This window comes from Streptomyces sp. NRRL S-244, from assembly GCF_000717915.1.
In the GTDB taxonomy this organism is placed as follows: Bacteria; Actinomycetota; Actinomycetes; order Streptomycetales; family Streptomycetaceae; genus Streptomyces.
This window is the reverse complement of sequence record NZ_JOCX01000001.1, coordinates 319,482-338,922: the sequence shown is the minus strand read 5'-3', so window position 1 is coordinate 338,922 and position 19,441 is coordinate 319,482. Positions and strand designations below refer to the sequence as shown.

General features: G+C 71.6%; 18 protein-coding genes and 1 tRNA gene. 10 read left to right on the top strand and 9 right to left on the bottom strand.

Annotated elements, in window-relative coordinates:
• Nucleotides 1-14 precede the first annotated feature (14 nt).
• The 4 genes from IF02_RS35055 to IF02_RS0101595 are packed head-to-tail and all read left to right on the top strand — an operon-like array spanning nucleotide 15 to nucleotide 2,368.
• A complete protein-coding gene (locus IF02_RS35055) occupies nucleotides 15-191 on the top strand; it encodes a hypothetical protein (RefSeq protein ID WP_030153138.1) in 177 nt (58 codons plus the stop codon).
• Complete coding sequence (locus IF02_RS0101605) at nucleotides 188-826, top strand: aminodeoxychorismate/anthranilate synthase component II (RefSeq protein ID WP_030153136.1); 639 nt, start codon at nucleotides 188-190, stop codon at nucleotides 824-826. The genes IF02_RS35055 and IF02_RS0101605 overlap by 4 nt, the downstream gene beginning before the upstream one ends.
• Nucleotides 823-1,638 carry a class E sortase gene (locus tag IF02_RS0101600; RefSeq protein WP_420708068.1) on the top strand — a complete coding sequence of 272 codons (816 nt, stop codon included), beginning with the start codon at nucleotides 823-825 and terminating at the stop codon, nucleotides 1,636-1,638. Before IF02_RS0101605 ends, IF02_RS0101600 begins: the two co-directional genes overlap by 4 nt.
• A 13-nt stretch (nucleotides 1,639-1,651) precedes the next feature.
• Nucleotides 1,652-2,368, top strand: a complete 717-nt coding sequence (locus IF02_RS0101595; RefSeq protein ID WP_030153133.1) for a class E sortase — start codon at nucleotides 1,652-1,654, stop codon at nucleotides 2,366-2,368.
• Between the two features lie 146 nt (nucleotides 2,369-2,514).
• Here the strand turns inward: IF02_RS0101595 and pknB are convergent, their stop codons facing one another.
• From pknB to IF02_RS0101565, 6 genes are all read right to left on the bottom strand, one after another.
• Nucleotides 2,515-4,545, bottom strand: coding sequence for a Stk1 family PASTA domain-containing Ser/Thr kinase (gene pknB / locus IF02_RS0101590; protein ID WP_030153132.1), 2,031 nt, complete (start codon nucleotides 4,543-4,545; stop codon nucleotides 2,515-2,517).
• 214 nt (nucleotides 4,546-4,759) lie between these two features.
• Nucleotides 4,760-6,235, bottom strand: coding sequence for a peptidoglycan D,D-transpeptidase FtsI family protein (locus IF02_RS0101585; protein ID WP_030153130.1), 1,476 nt, complete (start codon nucleotides 6,233-6,235; stop codon nucleotides 4,760-4,762).
• On the bottom strand, nucleotides 6,232-7,656 hold the full coding sequence (locus IF02_RS0101580; protein ID WP_030153129.1) for an FtsW/RodA/SpoVE family cell cycle protein: 1,425 nt from the start codon (nucleotides 7,654-7,656) through the stop codon (nucleotides 6,232-6,234). The genes IF02_RS0101585 and IF02_RS0101580 overlap by 4 nt, the downstream gene beginning before the upstream one ends.
• A gap of 34 nt (nucleotides 7,657-7,690) precedes the next feature.
• Nucleotides 7,691-9,151: a PP2C family protein-serine/threonine phosphatase gene (locus IF02_RS0101575; protein WP_030153128.1), complete on the bottom strand. Its 1,461-nt coding sequence runs from the start codon at nucleotides 9,149-9,151 to the stop codon at nucleotides 7,691-7,693.
• A 141-nt stretch (nucleotides 9,152-9,292) separates the two neighbouring features.
• Entirely contained in the window at nucleotides 9,293-9,796 is a 504-nt protein-coding gene (locus IF02_RS0101570) for an FHA domain-containing protein FhaB/FipA (protein WP_030153127.1), read from the bottom strand.
• 10 nt (nucleotides 9,797-9,806) lie between these two features.
• Nucleotides 9,807-10,622 carry an FhaA domain-containing protein gene (locus IF02_RS0101565; RefSeq protein WP_030153126.1) on the bottom strand — a complete coding sequence of 272 codons (816 nt, stop codon included), beginning with the start codon at nucleotides 10,620-10,622 and terminating at the stop codon, nucleotides 9,807-9,809.
• A 292-nt stretch (nucleotides 10,623-10,914) separates the two neighbouring features.
• On the opposite strand from IF02_RS0101565, the gene IF02_RS0101560 reads away from it, so the two are divergent.
• From IF02_RS0101560 to IF02_RS0101535, 6 genes are all read left to right on the top strand, one after another.
• A tRNA-Leu gene (locus IF02_RS0101560) sits at nucleotides 10,915-10,997 on the top strand.
• 276 nt (nucleotides 10,998-11,273) lie between these two features.
• Nucleotides 11,274-12,950: a histidine kinase gene (locus IF02_RS0101555; RefSeq protein ID WP_030153125.1), complete on the top strand. Its 1,677-nt coding sequence runs from the start codon at nucleotides 11,274-11,276 to the stop codon at nucleotides 12,948-12,950.
• Between the two features lie 20 nt (nucleotides 12,951-12,970).
• Nucleotides 12,971-13,618 carry a response regulator gene (locus IF02_RS0101550; RefSeq protein WP_030153124.1) on the top strand — a complete coding sequence of 216 codons (648 nt, stop codon included), beginning with the start codon at nucleotides 12,971-12,973 and terminating at the stop codon, nucleotides 13,616-13,618.
• Between the two features lie 92 nt (nucleotides 13,619-13,710).
• Nucleotides 13,711-15,204 (top strand): DUF2252 domain-containing protein, encoded by a 1,494-nt coding sequence (locus IF02_RS0101545; RefSeq protein ID WP_234318057.1) that lies wholly within the window; start codon nucleotides 13,711-13,713, stop codon nucleotides 15,202-15,204.
• A 125-nt stretch (nucleotides 15,205-15,329) separates the two neighbouring features.
• Nucleotides 15,330-16,139 (top strand): J domain-containing protein, encoded by an 810-nt coding sequence (locus IF02_RS0101540; RefSeq protein WP_030153121.1) that lies wholly within the window; start codon nucleotides 15,330-15,332, stop codon nucleotides 16,137-16,139.
• Nucleotides 16,140-16,175: 36 nt separating this feature from the next.
• A complete protein-coding gene (locus IF02_RS0101535; protein WP_030153119.1) occupies nucleotides 16,176-16,520 on the top strand; it encodes a rhodanese-like domain-containing protein in 345 nt (114 codons plus the stop codon).
• Nucleotides 16,521-16,561: 41 nt separating this feature from the next.
• Here IF02_RS0101535 and IF02_RS0101530 read toward each other — a convergent pair whose 3' ends face one another.
• The 3 genes from IF02_RS0101530 to paaD form a co-directional block, all read right to left on the bottom strand.
• Complete coding sequence (locus IF02_RS0101530) at nucleotides 16,562-17,704, bottom strand: acyl-CoA dehydrogenase family protein (RefSeq protein WP_030153117.1); 1,143 nt, start codon at nucleotides 17,702-17,704, stop codon at nucleotides 16,562-16,564.
• 110 nt (nucleotides 17,705-17,814) lie between these two features.
• The gene (locus tag IF02_RS0101525; RefSeq protein ID WP_051695436.1) at nucleotides 17,815-18,942 is read right to left on the bottom strand and encodes a 2Fe-2S iron-sulfur cluster-binding protein; all 1,128 of its coding nucleotides are present in this window, start codon (nucleotides 18,940-18,942) and stop codon (nucleotides 17,815-17,817) included.
• Nucleotides 18,943-19,428 (bottom strand): 1,2-phenylacetyl-CoA epoxidase subunit PaaD, encoded by a 486-nt coding sequence (gene paaD, locus IF02_RS0101520; RefSeq protein WP_030153114.1) that lies wholly within the window; start codon nucleotides 19,426-19,428, stop codon nucleotides 18,943-18,945.
• Between the last annotated feature and the right edge of the window lie 13 nt (nucleotides 19,429-19,441).

Genomic DNA, 19,441 nt, shown 5'->3' with positions numbered 1-19,441 from the left:
AGGAAACAGACGGCATGTACGGCTGGATCTGGCGGCATCTGCCGGGCAACGCGTGGGTTCGCGCGCTGATCTCTCTCGTACTGGTCCTCGGAGTGGTCTTCGTGCTCTTCCAGTACGTCTTCCCGTGGGCCGAGCCGCTCCTCCCGTTCAACGACGTAACGGTGGACGAGGGATCGGGAGCCACTCCGTGAGCGCGCGCATTCTGGTTGTCGACAACTACGACAGCTTTGTCTTCAACCTGGTCCAGTACCTGTACCAGCTCGGCGCGGAGTGCGAGGTGCTGCGCAACGACGAGGTCGAACTCGCCCACGCGCAGGACGGCTTCGACGGCGTGCTGCTGTCCCCCGGACCGGGCACGCCGGAGCAGGCGGGCGTCTGCGTCGACATGGTCCGCCACTGCGCCGACACCGGTGTCCCGGTCTTCGGCGTGTGCCTCGGCATGCAGTCCATGGCCGTGGCGTACGGCGGCGTCGTGGACCGCGCTCCCGAGCTGCTGCACGGGAAGACCTCGCCGGTGGTGCACGACGGGCTCGGCGTCTTCGCGGGGCTGCCGTCGCCGTTCACCGCGACCCGCTACCACTCGCTCGCGGCCGAGCCGGGGTCCCTGCCGGACGTGCTGGAGGTCACCGCGCGCACCGAGGACGGGATCATCATGGGGCTGCGGCACCGGGAGCACGACGTCGAGGGCGTGCAGTTCCACCCCGAGTCGGTGCTGACCGAGTGGGGCCACCGGATGCTCGCGAACTGGCTGGTGCGCTGCGGGGACGCGGGGGCCGTCGAGCGCTCGGTGGGGCTGGCCCCGGTGGTGGGCAAGGCCGTCGCGTGACCGCGGTCGCGCCGTCCGCGCCCACGGAGGGCCGGGCCGCGCGGCGCAGGGCAGCTCAGGAGGCCGCGAAGCGCACGCGCAGGCGCAGCAGCGGGGGCCGTCGGCGCAGGCGGCCCGCGTCGGGCGGCCCGGTGGTCGTCGCGAGCCGCCTCGCCGGGGAGCTGTTCATCACGCTGGGCGTGGTGATGCTGCTGTTCGTCGCCTACCAGCTCTGGTACACGAACGTGCTGGCGGAGCGGACGGCGAACGGGGCCGCCGGCTCGCTGCAGAAGAACTGGGAACGCGACCCCGGCGGGGCCGCCGCGCCGCAGGTCTCGGCGTTCGAGCCGGGGGAGGGCTTCGCGATCCTCCACATCCCGAAACTGGACGTGAAGGTGCCGGTGGCGGAGGGGGTCAGCAAGCCGAAGGTGCTCGACAAGGGGATGGTCGGGCACTACGGGGACGGCGCGCTCAAGACGGCGATGCCGGCCGACAAGCAGGGCAATTTCGCGCTGGCGGGCCACCGCAACACCCATGGCGAACCGTTCCGCTTCATCAACCGGCTGGTGCCGGGGGACCCGGTCGTGGTCGAGACGCGGGACGCGTACTACACGTACGAGATCACCTCGTCGCTGGCGCAGACCCCGCCGACGAACGTCTCGGTGATCAAACCGGTGCCGGAGGGCTCGGGCTTCACCGCCCCGGGCCGGTACATCACGCTGACGACCTGCACCCCCGAGTTCACGAGCACCTACCGGATGATCGTATGGGGCAGGATGACCGACGAACGCCCCCGCAGCCAGGGTGCTCCGCCCGCGCTGGCCAGCCCGTAAGGACGAACAAGCAGTGTCACGTGCCGCGTCGCCGCCCCCGAGCCGCAGTGTGCTCGCCGGGTTCCTGAGCCTGCTGGGCGAGTTCCTGATCACCGTCGGCCTCGTCCTCGGCCTGTTCGTCGCGTACTCGCTGTGGTGGACGAACGTGCTCGCGGACCGGCAGGCGTCGGCGCGCGGCAACGAGATCCGCCACCAGTGGCAGACCGCCCCGGGGGCGAACGGGGCCGCGGCGCCGGGGGCGCTGGACACCGGGGACGGCATCGGTTTCCTGCACGTACCGGCGATGAAGAACGGCGAGGTCCTGGTCAAGCGGGGCACGGCGCCGGACGTCCTCGACGACGGCGTGGCCGGGTACTACACGGACCCGGTGAAGGCGGCCCTGCCGTCGGAGGCGTCGGGGAACTTCGCCCTGGCGGCGCACCGGGACGGGCACGGCGCGAAGTTCCACAACATCGACAAGGTGAAGAACGGCGACGCGGTCGTCTTCGAGACGCGCGACACCTGGTACGTGTACAAGGTCTTCGCGGAACTGCGCCAGACGTCGAAGTACAACGTGGACGTGATCTCCGCGGTCCCGAAGGAGTCGGGCCGGACGGCGCCGGGCCGCTTCATCACGCTGACGACCTGCACACCGGTGTACACGTCGAAGTTCCGCTACATCGTGTGGGGCGAGCTGGTGCGCACGGAGAAGGTGGACGCACAGCGCACGCTCCCGGCGGAACTGCGCTGATGCTGCCGATGCGCTGAGACGGCTGGAACGGCTGGAACGGCTGGAACGGCGATACGGCTGGGACGGGTGATACGGGAAAGCCCCTGTGCGCGGCTCTGAGGCCGCCCACAGGGGCTTTCCCGTATCTCTGCGGGGAAAGGGGCCGACTAGCTCCGGCCGCCCGTCAGGCCGTCGAAGAGGCCGCCGCCGTTGTTGTTGCCGCCGTTCTGCTGGCCGGCCACCGTCTGGACGTTGATGACCCGGCCCGCTTCGACCGGGGTGCCGGCCGGCGGGTCGGTGATCATGACGATCGCCCGGTCGTCCGTCGGGCCCGCGATGACCTGGAGGCTCAGGCCCCGGCTCGCGAGGTCCGCCTTGGCCTGGGCCACGGTCTTGGTGATCAGCTGCGGGACCTGGGTCTGCTGCGAGGCCTTGGCGATCTGGACGTTGACCGTCGTGCCCACCGCGAGCTGCTCGCCCGGCTGGTACTGCTGCTGGACGATCGTCTTCGGCGCGGCGCCGGGGGAGTCGACCTCCGTCTGGCTGCCGAGCTTGAGCTTGGCGTCGTTCAGCGCCTTGATCGCCTGCTCCCGGGTCTTCCCGAGGAGGTCCGGCATCTCGGCCTTCGCCTGTTCCTTGGCGACGGTCACCGTGACGGTCGAGCCCTTCTGGGCCTTCGCGCCGCTCTTGGGGGTCTGGTCCAGGACGGTGCCGGCGGTCCGGTCGGACTCCTGGGTCTTCTTCTCGACCGCGAAGCCCTTGTCCTTGAGCGCCTTCTCCGCGTCCTCGAACTTCACGTTGAGGACGTCGGGCACGGCCACGTCCGGCGCGCCAGAGGAGACCTTGACCTTGATCGTGGAGCCCTTGTCGACCTTCTCGTCGGGCGCCGGGTTCTGCTCGCAGATGTTGCCCTTGGGCTGGTTGTCGCAGGGCTGATCGGCTTCCTTCTCGACCTTGAGGCCGACGTTGTCGCCGGTCTTCTGGGCCTGCTCGAAGGTCTGGCCGATGAGCTTGGGCACGTTGGGCCGGTTGTCGGCGCCGCCGCTGAAGAGGGAGCGCCCGATGAGGATCGCGCCGACCAGGACGAGGATGCCGGCCGTGACCAGCAGGATCGTCGAGGCCTTGCTCTTCTTCTGCGGGCGCCGGCCGTGGCCGCCCTGGTCGTAGCCGCCCTGGCCCTGGTCCCCGTACCCGTATCCGCCGTCGCCCGGGGGCATCGGCGGGAGCATCGAGGTCTGGCCGGCGTCGGCCGTGCGCAGGGCGGTGGTGGGCTGGTCGTAGCCCTGGTGACCGTAGCCGTGGCCCTGGTCGGGGTAGCCGTAGCCGGGCGCGCCCATGGCCACGGCGGCCGCGACGGGCTGGCCGTCGAGGCAGGCCTCGATGTCGGCGCGCATCTCGTCGGCGGACTGGTAGCGGTAGTCGGGGTCCTTGACCAGCGCCTTCAACACGATCGCGTCCATCTCGGGCGTGATCTCGGGGTCGAAGTTCGACGGAGGCTGCGGTTCTTCCCGTACGTGCTGGTACGCCACGGCGACCGGGGAGTCGCCGATGAACGGCGGCCGGACGCTCAGGAGTTCGTACAGCAGGCAGCCCGCGGAGTAGAGGTCGGAGCGCGCGTCGACCTGCTCGCCCTTGGCCTGCTCCGGGGAGAGGTACTGGGCGGTGCCGATGACGGCCGCGGTCTGCGTCATGGTCATGCCGGAGTCGCCCATGGCGCGGGCGATGCCGAAGTCCATGACCTTGACCTGGCCGGTGCGGGTGAGCATCACGTTGGCGGGCTTGATGTCACGGTGCACGATGCCGGCGCGGTGCGAGTACTCGAGGGCCTGGAGGATGCCGATGGTCATTTCCAGGGTGCGCTCGGGCAGCAGCTTGCGGCCGGAGTGCAGGAGCTCGCGCAGGGTGGAGCCGTCGACGTACTCCATCACGATGTACGGGATGGAGATGTTGTCGACGTAGTCCTCGCCGGTGTCGTAGACCGCGACGATCGCCGGGTGGTTGAGCGAAGCGGCCGACTGGGCCTCGCGCCGGAACCGGGCCTGAAAGGACGGGTCGCGGGCGAGGTCGGCGCGCAGGGTCTTGACGGCGACGGTACGGCCGAGCCGGGTGTCGTGGGCGAGGTAGACCTCGGCCATGCCACCGCGGCCGAGCACGTGGCTCAGCTCGTACCGGCCGCCGAGGCGACGCGGCTCTTCCATAACGTTGCAGCCCTCTCCGTCAGTCCCGACCGCACCCGTGTGTGGTCCGGCGGTGTGCTGTTCGCGCAAAGGCTACCGGCCGATCGTCGGTGATCGGTTCGCGACCACAGGCTGATACCGGACCGGTACAGTACGCTCGGATCCGGGCGGGAACAGTGATGTGGATCACTCCGGTTGGGCTCCTGCGCCCCTGTGGGTCCCTCGCGCCCGCCTGTCAGCCCTTGTTCTGGTTCTTCAGAACGGCTTCCATGACGGCCTTCGCGACGGGGGCCGCGAGACCGCCACCACTGATGTCCTCGCGGTCGGCGTTGCTGTCCTCGATGACGACGGCGACCGCGACCGGGGAGCCCTTGTCCGTCTTCGCGTAGGAGATGAACCAGGCGTAAGGGCGCTTGGCGTTCTTCTCACCGTGCTGTGCCGTACCGGTCTTGCCGCCGACGGTGACGTCCTTGATCTTGGCCGAGCCGCCGGTGCCGTTCGGGTTCTCGACGACGTTGACCATCATCTGCTGGAGCTTCTGCGCGTTGGCGGGCGAGAGCGGGCGGCTCATCTCCTGCGGTTCGTGCTTCTCGATGACGTCGAGGTTGGGGGCGGTGAGCTGGTCGACCATGTACGGCTTCATCAGCTTGCCGTCGTTGGCGACGGCCGCGGCGACCATCGCCATCTGGAGCGGGGTGGCGGCGGTGTTGAACTGCCCGATCGCGGAGAGCGAGTTGCCCGGGCGGTCCATGTTCTTGTCGTAGATGCTGGCGAACGCCCGGACCGGGGTGTCGATCTTGTCGTTGTTGAAGCCGAACTTCTGCGCGGTCTCCAGCATCTTGTCCTTGGTCACCTTGTCGGCGACGTTGGCGAAGACGGAGTTGCAGGAGACCTGGAGCGCGAAGTTGAGGGTCGCCTTCTCACAGCCCTTGGCGTGGTTGACCATCGGCGTCTGCGTCGTCGGCAGCAGGAACGGCTCGGGGGTGTCCGTCGGCGCGTTGATGTCGGTGACGACGCCGTGCTCCAGCGCGGCCGCGGCGGTGACGACCTTGAACGTCGAGCCGGGCGGGTAGGTCTCGCGCAGGGCGCGGTTGACGAGCTTCTTCTCCGGGCTGTCCTTCAGCTCGACCCAGTTCTTCTCGTCGGTCTTGGAGTTGCCGGCGAAGAGGGAGGGGTCGTACGAGGGGGTGCTGACCAGGGCGAGGATGGCGCCGGTGCGCGGGTCGATCGCGGCCACGGCACCGGTCTTGTCGCCGAGCTTCTCGTACGCGGCCTGCTGGACGTCCGGCATCAGCGTGGTGACGACGTTGCCGCCGGCCTTCTTCTCGCCGGTGAACATGCCGATGGTGCGGTCGAAGAACAGCCGGTCGTCGTTGCCGGTGAGGATCTTGTCCTCCAGGGACTCCAGCTGCGTGGAGCCGAAGGCCTGGGAGGCGTACCCCGTCACCGGCGCCCAGAGCGCGCCGTTGGTGTAGACCCGCTTGTACTTGTAGTCGCTGCCGTCGGTGGCGGCGGAACCCGTGATGGCCTGGCCGCCCGCGACGATGATGTTGCCGCGCTGCGTGGCGTACTGGGCGATCTGGACCCGGCGGTTCTCCTTGCGGGTGCTGAGCTCTTCGGCCTGGACGTACTGGAGCCAGTTGGTCCGGATCAGCAGCGCGAGGACGAGCAGCCCGCAGAAGATCGAGATGCGGCGCAGGGGCTTGTTCATGACGGGCGGACCACCTGGGTCATCTCGGAGTCGGGGGACGGAGCCGGGGCCGGGGCGGGGCGGCGTGCGGTGTCGCTGATCCGGATGAGGATCCCGATGAGGGCCCAGTTGGCGAGGACGGAAGAACCGCCGGACGCGAGGAAGGGCATGGTCATGCCGGTCAGGGGGATGAGGCCCATGACTCCGCCGGCGACCACGAAGATCTGCAGGGCGAAGGCGCCGGAGAGACCGATGGCGAAGAGCTTGCCGAAGGGGTCGCGGGCGGCGAGGGCGGTGCGCACACCGCGCTCGATGATCAGGCCGTAGAGCAGGAGGAAGGCCATGACGCCCGCGAGGCCGAGCTCCTCGCCGACCGTGGAGAAGATGAAGTCGGAGTTGGCGGCGAATCCGATCAGGTCGGAGTTGCCCTGTCCCCAGCCGGTGCCGAGGACCCCGCCGGAGCCGAAGCTCATGATCGACTGGCCGACCTGCTCGCAGGCGCCCGACTTCGTGTAGCAGGCGAAGGGGTCGAGCCAGGCGGTGACACGGGCCTTGACGTGGCTGGCGGTCGCGCCGACGACGGCCGCGCCGGCCACGCTCATGACGAGGCCGATGACGATCCAGCTGGTGCGCTCGGTGGCCACGTACAGCATGATCACGAACATGCCGAAGAAGAGCAGCGAGGTGCCGAGGTCGTTCTCGAAGACGAGGACGAGCAGGCTCATCGCCCAGATCATCAGGATCGGGCCGAGGTCGCGGCCGCGCGGCAGGTAGAGGCCCATGAAGCGGCGGCTGGCCAGCGCGAGGGCGTCGCGCTTCACCATCAGGTAGCCGGCGAAGAAGATCGCGATGACGATCTTCGCGAACTCACCGGGCTGGATGGAGAAGCCGGCGACGCTGATCCAGATCTTCGCGCCGAAGACGTCGGCGCCGAGGCCCGGGATGACCGGCAGGATCAGCAGGACCAGCGAGGCGGCCATCGAGATGTACGTGAAGCGCTGCAGCGTGCGGTGGTCCTTGAGGAGCAGCAGCACGGCGGCGAACAGGGCGATGGCGAGCGCCGTGTACATCATCTGGCGGGGGGCCGACTCGGAGAACTGGCCGAACTGGCGCTTGGCCAGGTTCTGCAGCCGCTCCGACTGGTCGAGCCGCCAGATCAGGACGCAGCCGAGCCCGTTGAGCAGCGTGCCGATCGGCAGCAGCAGGGGGTCGGCGTACTTCGCGTAGCGGCGCACCACGAGGTGGGCGATGCCGGCGAGGACGGCCAGGCCGCCTCCGTACGCGATCATGCCCGGCGGCAGCTTGCCGTGGATCGACAGGCCCACGTTGGCGTAGGCGAAGATCGGGATGACCACGGCGAACGCGAGCAGCAGGAGCTCGGTGTTCCGCCGGCTCGGCAGCTCGATGGCGCCGATGGTGGTCGTGTTGGTGACTACGCTCATGGTGTGGCAGGCCCCCTGTGCCCGCGGGTGTGTACTACTGCTTGCCGCAGAGGCCGACCAGCGACTGCTCCGTGGGAGTCAGGCTGGGGCCGGGTGCCGGTGGGTTCTGCGCTTCCGCGGCGCGGCGCTCCTCGTCCTTCTTGCACGCGGTGACCTGGACGCCGAGTTCGTCGATCTTCTGACGGGCGCCGTCGAGGCTGGTTTCGGTGATGGTGGCCTCGACCAGCTTCCGCTTGAAGGGCGGCAGGTACTTCAGTTCGATGTCGGTGCGGTCGGTCTCCACCTTGGAGAGCTCCAGCGGCCCGAGGTTCTGGCTGATGCCGCGGAAGAGCGCCACGTGCTCGCCCTTGACGCCGATGTAGAACTGCGTCTGGGTCCAGCGGTGGGCGGCGTACAGGCCGCCTCCGACCACACCGGCGACGATCAGCAGGATCAGGGTGCGGGTGGTCCACTTGCGCCCTTTGCTGCGGCGCCGGCGGGGGTGGTCGTACGTGTCCTCGTAGCGCGAGTCGTCGTCGTACGGGTCGGGTTCGCCGAAGCTGCCGTACGCGCCGCCGCCCTGGCTCTGGTCGGGGTATCCGTAGCCGGGGGCCTCGCCGCTGCCGGGGGGCCCGAAGGCGCCGGCCGGCGGGGGGGCCTGGCGGCCCAGGCCGGAGGCGCGGCCCGCCGGGGTCTGCATGGCGTTGCCGTCGAAGAGCTGGTGCTGGTTCTCGGCGACCGCGCCGACGACGACCGGGGTGTCGTTCAGCTGCGCGGCGAGGGTGTCGCCGCTGTCGGTGTCGAGGACGTCCGCGACGATGCAGGTGATGTTGTCCGGTCCGCCGCCGCGCAGGGCGAGCTGGATCAGGGCCTGCACGGTCTCGTGGGGGCCGTGGTAGCCGGCGAGGGTCTCTTCCAGGGTCTGGTGGGAGACGACGCCGGACAGCCCGTCGGAGCAGATGAGGTAGCGGTCGCCGGTGCGGACCTCGCGGATGGAGAGGTCGGGCTCGACGGTGTCACCGCTGCCGAGCGCCCGCATGAGGAGCGAGCGCTGCGGGTGGGTGGTGGCTTCCTCTTCGGTGATGCGGCCCTCGTCGACGAGGCGCTGCACCCAGGTGTGGTCCTGGGTGATCTGCGTGAGGACGCCGTCGCGGAGCAGGTAGGCGCGGGAGTCGCCGACGTGGACGAGGCCGAGGCGCTGGCCGGTCCACAGGAGCGCGGTCAGGGTGGTGCCCATGCCCTCGAGCTGGGCGTCCTCCTCGACCATGACGCGCAGCTGGTCGTTCGCGCGCTGCACGGCGGTGGCGAGCGACGTGAGGATGTCGGAGCCCGGGACGTCGTCGTCGAGCTGCACGAGGGAGGAGATCACCTCGGAGCTGGCGACCTCGCCGGCGGCCTGGCCGCCCATGCCGTCGGCGACCGCGAGGAGACGGGGACCGGCATAGCCGGAGTCCTCGTTGCCCTCGCGGATCATGCCCTTGTGGGATCCGGCGGCGAACCGCAGGGACAGACTCATGCGCACCTGCCCAGTCGATTCCTCCGGGTACAACCGGTCTCGAGCCACACTGCCCACCCTCCGGTCGGGAGCGCGCTCGGGTCCGTGTCCTGGGTGGTCCGGACTGCCGCGGCTCGCTCGCTCCGCTCGCTCATTCTCGTACTACTTCCGCAGCTCGATGACGGTCTTGCCGATGCGGATCGGGGCGCCCGGCGGAATGGGCGTCGGGGTGGTCAGCCGGGTCCGGTCGAGATACGTGCCGTTGGTGGACCCGAGATCCTCGACGATCCACTGGCCGTCACGGTCGGGATAGATCCTGGCATGGCGGCTGGACGCGTAGTCGTCGTCCAGCACGATCGTTGAGTCATGCGCCCGGCCGAGCGTGATCGTCTGCCCCGCGAGGGCGACCGTGGTGCCCGTGAGGGTGCCCTCGGAGACGACGAGTTTGGTCGGCGCTCCGCGGCGCTGGCGCTGCTGTGGCGGCGCGGCGGCCTGGCGGCCGCCCTGCGCCGGCGCTCCGGGCGCGTTCCCGCCGCGGCGCGAGCCGCGCTGGGTGACGCGCGTACCGAAGAGGTCGCTGCGGATGACCTGGACGGCCACGATGACGAACAGCCACAGAACGGCCAGGAAACCCAACCGCATGACCGTCAGGGTCAGCTCTGACATTGCCCCCGCTTCACCCTTCGGCTTGCCGGTAAATGATGGTGGTGCTGCCCACGACGATCCGCGAGCCGTCGCGGAGCGTAGCGCGGGTGGTGTGCTGCCCGTCCACCACGATGCCGTTGGTGGACCCGAGATCCTGGATCGTCGAGGGCGTTCCGGTCCGGATCTCACAGTGCCGGCGCGAGACGCCGGGGTCGTCGATCCGCACGTCGGCTTCGGTGCTTCGGCCGAGTACGAGCGTGGGGCGCGAGATCTGGTGGCGGGTGCCGTTGATCTCGATCCAGTGGCGCCGGGTGGCGCCTCCGGTGGGTACGGGGGCCGGCCCCGCGGCGCCCGGCCGGCGCGCGGGCGCGCCCGGGGGCGGTCCGGCCGGCATCGGCGGTGCGGCGACCGGAGGGTAGCCGTAGCCGCCCTGCTGGTTCTGGGGAGCAGCCTGCGGCGGCGCCTGGGAGGTGCTGGAGGCGAGCGTGCGGCTGCGGACCCGGTAGAGCCCGGTGTCGAGGTCGTCGGCCTTCTCCAGGTGGACCTTGATCGGTCCCATGAAGCTGTAGCGCTGCTGCTTGGCGTAGTCGCGGACGAGGCCCGCGAGCTCGTCGCCGAGCTGCCCGGAGTAGGGGCTCAGGCGCTCGTAGTCGCCGGTGCTGAGCTCGACGATGAAGTCGTTGGGGACGACCGTCCGCTCCCGGTTCCAGATCGTCGCGTTGTTGTCGCACTCGCGCTGGAGGGCGCCGGCGATCTCGACGGGCTGGACCTCGGACTTGAACACCTTGGCGAAGGTGCCGTTCACCAGACCTTCGAGTCGCTGCTCGAACCGCTTCAGGACTCCCATGGGGCACCTCCTCCGTCGTTGTCGCCCTGTACTGCTTACTGATCGTATCCACGCATGGCGGATTCGGGTGGTTCCCCCTGGGTCCCATGCGCATGAGTGTTGGTACTCACAAGGGATCGTAGGGGCGCTCAGGGGACAGTGTCCCGCACCGGGAGCGCGGTGCGGGAGAGGCAATCGGACCCGGGCCCGGGGGCGTCGGGAAAGCGATGTGAATCCACCCCGTCCGACGTGCTAATGTTTCGACGTCGCCAGGGGAACGGACCGAAAGGGAAGATCCACTGGGGAGCTGCTCGGGCGAGTGGCGGAACGGCAGACGCGCTGGCTTCAGGTGCCAGTGTCCTTCGGGACGTGGGGGTTCAAATCCCCCCTCGCCCACATCGACGAAACGGTCGTCATCGCGAAAGCGGTGGCGGCCGTTTCGCATTTCCCGTGTGCCGGTGGGGTGTTGATCGCGGGCGGAGCGATCCCGTGCTGTGTTCGGGGAGTTGAAGGTCCCGCTCACGGTGACGAGCCCGGGTGACGGGTCTCGGTGACGGGCGGAGCGGCGGTGGTGTCCGCCGGACGACTTTCGTCGGGGAGGGCGCGACGAAAGAGGGCGGCCCGGCGGGGGCGGCGGTGTCTAGGGTCGGGCGCGTGGATGCGACGGCGAGGATGCGGGCGGGCTGGGACTGGCTGAAGGGGCCCGAGCCGTGGACCCGGCGGATGCTGGCGGGCGACCTGGTGATCGCCGGGGTGCTCGCGCTGCTCGGGCTGGGGGTCGAAGAGCTCGACAACGGCAGCGTGCAGCGGATGGCGGCCAGCGCCGCGGCTGTGGTGCTGCTCACGTTGGCGCGGCGCCGGCTGCCGGCCACGACTCTGATCGTCGCGTCGGCGATCTCCCCGTTCCTGCCCGGCTCGTTCCTGATCACCGTCCTGCTGGGCTGGTCGGCGGGGCGCCGGATCGTCGGGGTGGGCCGGGCGCTGACCGCCTTCACCGTGGCCTTCCTCGCCGCCGTCTGCTTCGGCGTGGTGCAGGCGTGGTCCGACCAGCGGCCCGTGCTCGTGATCGTGTTCTCCACGCTGATCTTCCTCGCGACGACGGTGATGCCGGGTCTGGCCAGCCGCTACTGGTCGCAGCGCCGGACCCTGCTCCAGGCGCTCCAGGAGCGCAACGGGCAGCTGATGCGCGAGCGCGTGATGGTCGCCGGGCAGGCCCGGCTGCGGGAGCGCCAGCGGATCGCCCAGGACATGCACGACAGCCTGGGCCACCAGCTGGCGCTGATCGCCGTGCACACCGGCGCCCTGGAGGTGGACCCGCAGCTCACCGAGCGCCAGCGCGAGGCGGTGGGGGTGCTGCGGCAGGCCTCGGTCGCGGCGATGCACGAGCTGCGCGAGGTCGTCGGGATCCTGCGGGACGGCGTCGAGGCGCCGGTGCCGGCGGAGGAGGCGCAGCCCGCGGCGCGCGGGGTGGCCGGGATCGCCGGGATCGTGGAGGCGGCGCGGGGCGCGGGGACCGACGTACGGATGACCGTGTCGGGGCGGCCGAGGCCGCTGGTCGCGGCGTGCGACCACGCGGCGTACCGGATCGTGCAGGAGGCGCTGACCAACGCGTACAAGCACGCTTCGGGGGCGCCGATCTCGGTGGAACTGCGGTACGAGGACGACTCGCTGGTGGTGGAGATCGCCAACGGGCCGGCGGCCGGGCCGGGCGTCGGCGCGGTGGTCTCGGGCGGTCAGGGGCTCACCGGGCTGCGGGAGCGGGCCCGGCTCGTCGGCGGGATGGTGCACGCGGGCGGGACCGAGGGCGGCGGCTTCCGGGTGGCCGGCGTGCTCCCGTACGGGGCGGAGCCGGCGGGGGTCGAGGACATCGCCGACGACTTCGGACAGCAGGCGCAGGCCCAGTCCCAGACCCGGGGATTCGCGGTGACGCCGCCGCCGATGGACTGGGCGGCGGTGGACAAGGAGCTGGCCGTCGGGGGCCGCAGCCGGGCCGGGGGCGTCGCGATGGGCTGCGGGATCGCCTTCGCGGCGGTGGTGCTGCTGGTGATCGTGATCGCGGCCGGGGTGGTGCTGCTCGTGGGCTCGGCGGGCAGCGCGATGATCAGCCAGGCTGACTACGACAAGGTCCGGGTGGGTGAGTCGGAGGAGGCGGTCCGCAAGATGCTGCCCGACGGCAACAGCTTCATGACCGAGGGGCTGGACCGGAAGGGCCCGGAGCGGCCGGCGGGCTCGGACTGTCTGGCGCTGCTGTCCTCGGACGACTCGGGGCTGACCACCGATACCGTTTTCCGGTTCTGCTTCAAGGACGGCAAGCTGATCGACAAGCAGGCGTACCAGTCCGAGCAGTAGGAGCACGGGTGACAGCCAAGGTGATCCGAGTGGTGATCGCTGACGACGAGCCGCTGATCAGGGCCGGAATCAGGATGATCCTGACCTCGGCACCCGACATCGAGGTCGTCGCGGAGGCGGCGAACGGGCGCGAGGCCGTGGAACTGGCCCGCGCGCACGTGCCGGACGTGATGCTGCTGGACATCCAGATGCCGGTGATGGACGGGCTGACCGCGCTCGGCGAGCTGGGGCGTGCGGCGCCGGAGGTCCGGGCGCTGATCCTGACCACCTTCGGGGAGAAGGAGAACGTGCTGCGGGCGCTGGGCTCGGGCGGCGCGGGGTTCCTGCTGAAGGACACGGCGCCGGGCGAGCTGATCGGCGCGGTCCGGGCGGCCGCGGCCGGGGACGCGTACCTCTCGCCGGGGGCGACCCGGCACGTGGTCGACCAGCTGGCCTCGGGGCAGGGCGCGGCGCGCGGCGAGGAGGCCCGTCGGCGGGTGGCGGAGCTGAGCGAGCGGGAGCGCGGGGTGCTGGCGCTGCTGGGCGAGGGGCTGTCGAACGCGGACGCGGGCCGGCGGCTGCACATGAGCGAGGCGACGGTGAAGACGTACGTGAGCCGCATCCTCTCGAAGCTGGGCTGCGAGAACCGGGTTCAGGCCGCCCTGCTGGCCAGGGACGCCGGGCTGTAGATACGGTCGGGCCGAATCGATGTTGGTGGGGCCGGGCGGATCGATGCCGCCGGGCCGGGACAGTACGACGGGTACGGGCGGGGGCGGCACGGATGGTGGCGGTACCGGAGCAGCGAGTGGCGGAGCCGATAACGGAGCCGGGCGGGGCGACGGGCCGCGCGGCTGTCGCGACGGCGGGCGGGGCGGCGGGCGCGGCGTCCGGCGGGCGGATCCCGTCCGTCGACGGGTTCGCGGCGCGGGTCGTGGCGGGTTCGCCCAAGGAGGCGGGCAAGGCGCTGCGGCTGCGGGTGCCGCGCTCGGCGCACGCGCACTTCGAGGCCCCGGCCGGCCGGCCGGACGCGGTGCGGGCCGTGGAGGAGTCCAACGTCGGTCGGGTCCCCGAGCTGGCGCCGATACGGGTCGGCCGGATGGCCGCGAACCCCTTCGCGTTCCTGCGCGGGGCGGCCGGGCTGATGGCGCACGACCTGTCCGGCGGCCCGGTGACCGGTGTCGGCGCACAGATCTGCGGTGACGCCCACGCGGCGAATTTCGGCCTGTACGGGGATGCCCGCGGCCGGCTCGTCATCGACCTGAACGACTTCGACGAGACCGTGTTCGGTCCGTGGGAGTGGGACGTGAAGCGGCTCGCGACCTCGCTGGTCCTGGCCGGGCGGGTGGCCGGCGCGGACGAGGACACCTGCCGGGCCGCGGCGCACGACGCGGTGGGCGCGTACCGGCGGACCATGCGGCTGCTGGCCAAGCTGCCGGCGCTGGACGCCTGGAACGCCATCGCGGACGAGGAGCTCGTCTCGCACACCGACGCCCGGGACCTGCTGGGCACCCTGGAGCGGGTCTCGGAGAAGGCCCGCAACAACACCTCGGCGCGGTTCGCCGCCAAGTCCACCGAGGCCGGCGCGGACGGTGCCCGTCGCTTCGTGGACGCGCTGCCGGTGCTGCGCCGGGTCGGCGACGGGGAGGCGGCGGCCGTGGCGGCCGCGCTGGGTCCGTACCTGAAGACCCTCCAGGGCGACCGACTGCCGCTGCTGGCCCGGTACGCCATCCATGACGTGGCCTTCCGCGTGGTGGGCACCGGGAGCGTCGGCACCCGCTCGTACGTGGTGCTGCTGCTGGACCACCGGGGCGAGCCGCTGGTGCTCCAGGTGAAGGAGGCGCGGCCGTCGGTGCTGCTGCCGTACCTGCCCGCGCTGGGCTTCGAGAGCGCGGTCGAGGAGCACGAGGGCCGCCGGGTGGTGGCCGGGCAGAAGCGGATGCAGGTGGTCTCGGACATCCTGCTGGGCTGGACCACGGTGGAGGGGCGGCCCTACCAGGTACGGCAGTTCCGCAACCGCAAGGGCAGCGTGGACCCGGCGGCGCTGGCCCCCGACCAGATCGACGACTACGGGCGGATGACCGGCGCCCTGCTGGCCCGGGCGCACGCGCACAGCGCCGATCCGCGGCTGCTGGCCGGGTACTGCGGCAAGAACGACGAGCTGGACGAGGCGATGGCCACCTTCGCGGTGGCGTACGCCGACCGGAGCGAGGCCGACCACGCGCACCTGGTGGCGGCGGTGAAGTCCGGGCGGATCGCGGCCGAGGCCGGGGTCTGAGCGGGTCAGTGGGCCCTGGGCCCGGCCTGACCCGGGCCTGACCCGGGCTGGGCCCGGGGTCACGGTCGCGGGTCGATGTTTCACGTGAAACATCGACCCGGGCCAACCGGCCGTAGGCTGGCCGGGTGAGCGAGCAGCAGACTGAAGAGACGGGCGACGAGCGTCCCGAGGCGCGCCTGGAGCGGGCCGTTCGGGCCGCCGAGCAGGCGCTGATCGAGTTCGAGATCGCGGTGGAGACCTTCCGGGTGGAGGTGGAGAACTTCTCCCGGCTGCACCACCAGAAGCTCGGCCCGATGTACTCGCGGCTCGACGAGCTGGACGCGCTGATCGCCGAAGCGAAGGCGGAGCGCAGCGGGGACCCCGAGGATCTGCGACGGGCCCGGGACGCCCGCTCGCTGGTGATGCCGATGCCAGGGGTGGACGAGCTGTTCCACGACTGGATGGATTCGGAGGGCATCTCCGACGACGCGTCGGCGATGCTCACCGACCGGCCGGTGCGGCCCCCGCAGCGGGTGCGGCCGTCGGAGGAGGTACGCCGCCTCTACCGCGAGCTGGTCCGCAAGGCGCACCCGGACCTCGCCCGGGACGAAGCCGAGCGCGAGCGCCGCGATGCGTTCATCGCGCGGGTCAACGCGGCGTACGGGCGGGGCGAGGAGCAGCTGCTGCGCGAGCTGGCCGAGGAGTGGGCGGCGGGCCCCGTACCGGAGGCCGTACGGCAGCTCAACGAGAGCGAGGAGCTGTACGCCCGGCTGGAGTGGCTGGCACAGCGCAAGGAGCTGCTGGCGACGCTGGCGCGCGAGCTGGAGGACAGCGCGATCGGATCGATGCTGCGGATGGCTCCGGAGGATCCGGACCGGCTGCTGGAGGAGATCGCGGAGCAACTGCTCGCGGATGTCGCGAAGCGTGAGGCGGAGCTTGCCGCGCTCGTTGGATAGGTTGGGAAACAGATCTGCGATGAGAGAAGGCGACGTATGAACTTCGGACCGCTTCCCTCGGTGGACGCCGCCGCGGTGCCCTCCGAAGGCTTTGTCCTCGACGTCCGTGAGGACGACGAATGGGCTGCCGGACACGTGGAAGGTGCCCTGCACATTCCGATGAGCGACTTCGTGGCCCGCTTCGGTGAGCTGACGGAGGCCGTCGAGGACGGCCGGCGCGTGCACGTGATGTGCCGGGTCGGCGGGCGCTCCGCGCAGGTCACCCAGTACCTGGTGCGCCAGGGCGTCGACGCCGTGAACATCGACGGCGGCATGCAGGCCTGGGACGGCGCCGGGCGCCCGATGGTGACCGACAACGGGAACCCGGCCTTCGTGCTCTAGGGCGTCGGGCGGCGGGGCCGTCGGCGGTCGGCCGTCGGCGGTCAGGCGAGGGCGTGGGCGGCCAGCAGGTCGCCCAGCGCCTCCTCGTGCACGGCGGCCGGCCCCAGCTGGAGCTCCAGCTGCTTGGCCCACGCGTGGTAGCGGTGGAGCGGGTAGTCGGTGTCGGCGCCGAAGCCGCCGTGCAGGTGCTGCGCGGTCTGCACGACCCGGCGTACCCCCTCCGAGGCCCAGATCTTCGCGACGGCGACGTCCCCGGCGCTCGGCAGCGGGCCGCCGGCTCCACCGGTCGCCGCGTCGAGCCGCCAGGCGGCCTGCCAGAGGGTGACCTCCATGGCGCGCAGGTCGATGTAGCGGTCGGCGGCCTGGACGGCGACGGCCTGGAAGGTAGCCACCGGGAAGCCGAACTGCTCGCGCTTGCCGGTGTATTGGCTGGTCATGGTGAGCACGCCCGTGCCCAGGCCGAGCGCCAGGGCGCAGGTCCCGGTGGCGAGGAGCTGGCGCAGCCGCTCCCAGGCGCCCGGGTCGTCGATGAGGTGGCTCGCGGGCACCCGTACGCCGTCCAGGGCGAGTTCGGCCAGCCGCTCCCCGCTGGTGGAGACCTGGTCGGCCAGGGTGAGCCCCTCGGCGGTGCGCGGGACGAGCGCCAGGACGGCCTCCCCCTCGCCGGTGTGGGCCGGTACGGCGATCCAGTCGGCGCCGTGCGCCCAGGGGACGGCCGTCTGCACCCCGTCGAGGGTCCACTGGGCGCCCTCGCGGCGGGCGGTGACGGCGAGTTCCGCGGGATCGTGGCCGCTGCGGCCGTGGGCGGCGGCGGTGAGGACGAGCGTCCCGCGCCCGGCACCGGGCAACAGGGCGGCGGCCAGTTCGGGGCTGCCGTGGGCCTGGACGGCCATGGCGGTGGCGCAGTGCTCCAGCAGTGGCACGCGGGCCAGCACCTTCGCCGCCTCGCGCAGCACCAGGCACAGGGCGATCGCGTCGAGGCCCGCGCCGCCGTGCTCCTCGGCGAGGACCAGGCTCAGCAGGTCGGACGCGGCGAGCTTGGCCCACAGCGGCCGGTCGAAGTCCTCGGCGACGGCCCCCGGGGTCAGCGCGGGGCTGGGCACGCCGTCCGGGGCGACGTCCGCGAAGACGGCCTTCGCCGCCTCGACGGCGGCCTGCTGCTCCTCGGTGAAGGTGAAGTCCACTGCCTGTCCTCCCGCGCGCACCGGATCCCCGTCAGACCCGGTCCGGGCCTGACGGTGCGTCAAGATAGAGCACGCGGTTGAAAATGCACAGGGTGAGGAAACGGCCGGCCTCAGCGGTCGAAGTCGATCTCCACTTCCTCGGTCACCGCGTGCGACTGGCAGGCCAGCACGAACCCGGCCTCCGTCTCCTCCGACTCCAGCGCGAAGTTCCGGTCCATCCGGACCTCGCCCGTGACCAGGAACGCCCGGCAAGTGCCGCAGACCCCGCCCTTGCAGGCGTACGGGGCGTCCGCGCGGTTGCGCAGCACGGCGTCCAGCAGGGACTCGCCGTCCTGGACCGGCCAGGTCCCGGAGCGGCCGTCGAGGCGGGCCGTGACCCGTACGTGGGACGGGGCCGCGGCCGGCGCCGGCGCCGCCGTGTCCTCGACGTGGAAGATCTCCTCGTGGATCCGGGTCCGGGCGACGCCGAGCGTGCCCAGCGCCCGCTCCGCGCCCATGACCAGCCCGTACGGGCCGCACAGGAACCAGCCCGTCACCTCCGCCACGGGCAGCAGAGCGGGCAGCAGGGCCTTCAGCCGCTCCTCGTCGAGGCGGCCGGACGGCAGCCCGGCCTCCTGCTCCTCCCGGGAAAGGACGGTCACCAGCTGGAACCGGTCCGGGAAACGGTCCTTGAGGTCGGCGACCTCGTCCAGGAACATCGTCGACGCGGCCGTACGGTCGCTGCGGACCAGGCAGAACCGGGCGTCGGGCCGCGCCGCCAGCAGCGAGGCGGCGATCGACAGCACCGGGGTGATCCCGCTGCCGCCGACGATCGCCGCGTAGTGACCGGCGGCCGGGGCGGCGGCCGGCTCCAGGACGAAGCGCCCGGCCGGGACCATCACGTCCAGCACGTCCCCGGCGGCGATCTCCTTGTGGGCGAACGTGGAGAACTCGCCGCCCTCCACCAGCCGCACACCCACCCGCAGCGCCGCCGGGCCCGGGCCCGCGGGGGCCGGGGCGGGCGAGCAGATCGAGTACGTGCGGCGGACCTCCGTGCCCTCGGGGGTGCGGCGGCGCAGTGTGAGGTGCTGGCCGGGGGCGTGCAGGTACTCGCCGCGCAGCTCCTCGGGGACGCGCAGGGTCAGCGCCACGGAGTCGTCGGTGAGCCGGTCGACCGCCGCCACCGTCAGCGGGTGGAAGGCGCCGTGGCGCGCGGGGCGCCCGGAGCCCGACGTGGGCGACGGCGTGGACGCGGCCATCTACAGCTCCTTGAAGTGGTCGAACGGTTCACGGCAGGCGGTGCAGCGGCGCAGCGCCTTGCATGCGGTGGAGGAGAACCGGCTGAGCAGTTCGGTGTCGGTCGATCCGCAGTTGGGGCAGCGGACCGAGAGGGTGAGAGGGACCGGCCCGCCGGCCGCGTGCGGGCGGGGCGGGGCGATGCCGAACTCGGCGAGCTTGCGCCGCCCCTCGGCGCTGATGTCGTCGGTGGACCAGGCCGGGGCCAGGACGGTGCGCACCCGCACGTCCGGGATGCCGTGGCCGGTCAGGACCCGCTCGATGTCGGCGGACATGGCCTCGATGGCGGGGCAGCCGGTGTAGGTCGGGGTCAGGGTGACCTCGACGTGACCGTCCTCGTACATCCGCACCCCGCGCATCACGCCCAGCTCGGCGAGGCTGAGGACGGGCAGCTCGGGGTCGGGGACGGAGCCCGCCAGCTCGGCCAGCTCCGCCTCCAGGCGGGTCATCGCCTCGGGGGCC

Excerpts from the sequence above, each read along its gene's own strand:
- IF02_RS35055 (WP_030153138.1), top strand. The coding sequence starts at position 15 with ATGTACGGCTGGATCTGGCGGCATCTGCCGGGCAACGCGTGGGTTCGC.
- pknB (WP_030153132.1), bottom strand. The coding sequence starts at position 4,545 with ATGGAAGAGCCGCGTCGCCTCGGCGGCCGGTACGAGCTGAGCCACGTG.
- IF02_RS0101585 (WP_030153130.1), bottom strand. The coding sequence starts at position 6,235 with ATGAACAAGCCCCTGCGCCGCATCTCGATCTTCTGCGGGCTGCTCGTC.
- IF02_RS0101580 (WP_030153129.1), bottom strand. The coding sequence starts at position 7,656 with ATGAGCGTAGTCACCAACACGACCACCATCGGCGCCATCGAGCTGCCG.
- IF02_RS0101575 (WP_030153128.1), bottom strand. The coding sequence starts at position 9,151 with ATGAGTCTGTCCCTGCGGTTCGCCGCCGGATCCCACAAGGGCATGATC.
- IF02_RS0101570 (WP_030153127.1), bottom strand. The coding sequence starts at position 9,796 with ATGTCAGAGCTGACCCTGACGGTCATGCGGTTGGGTTTCCTGGCCGTT.
- IF02_RS0101565 (WP_030153126.1), bottom strand. The coding sequence starts at position 10,622 with ATGGGAGTCCTGAAGCGGTTCGAGCAGCGACTCGAAGGTCTGGTGAAC.
- IF02_RS0101555 (WP_030153125.1), top strand. The coding sequence starts at position 11,274 with ATGCGGGCGGGCTGGGACTGGCTGAAGGGGCCCGAGCCGTGGACCCGG.
- IF02_RS0101545 (WP_234318057.1), top strand. The coding sequence starts at position 13,711 with ATGGTGGCGGTACCGGAGCAGCGAGTGGCGGAGCCGATAACGGAGCCG.
- IF02_RS0101535 (WP_030153119.1), top strand. The coding sequence starts at position 16,176 with ATGAACTTCGGACCGCTTCCCTCGGTGGACGCCGCCGCGGTGCCCTCC.
- IF02_RS0101525 (WP_051695436.1), bottom strand. The coding sequence starts at position 18,942 with ATGGCCGCGTCCACGCCGTCGCCCACGTCGGGCTCCGGGCGCCCCGCG.
- paaD (WP_030153114.1), bottom strand. The coding sequence starts at position 19,428 with ATGACCCGCCTGGAGGCGGAGCTGGCCGAGCTGGCGGGCTCCGTCCCC.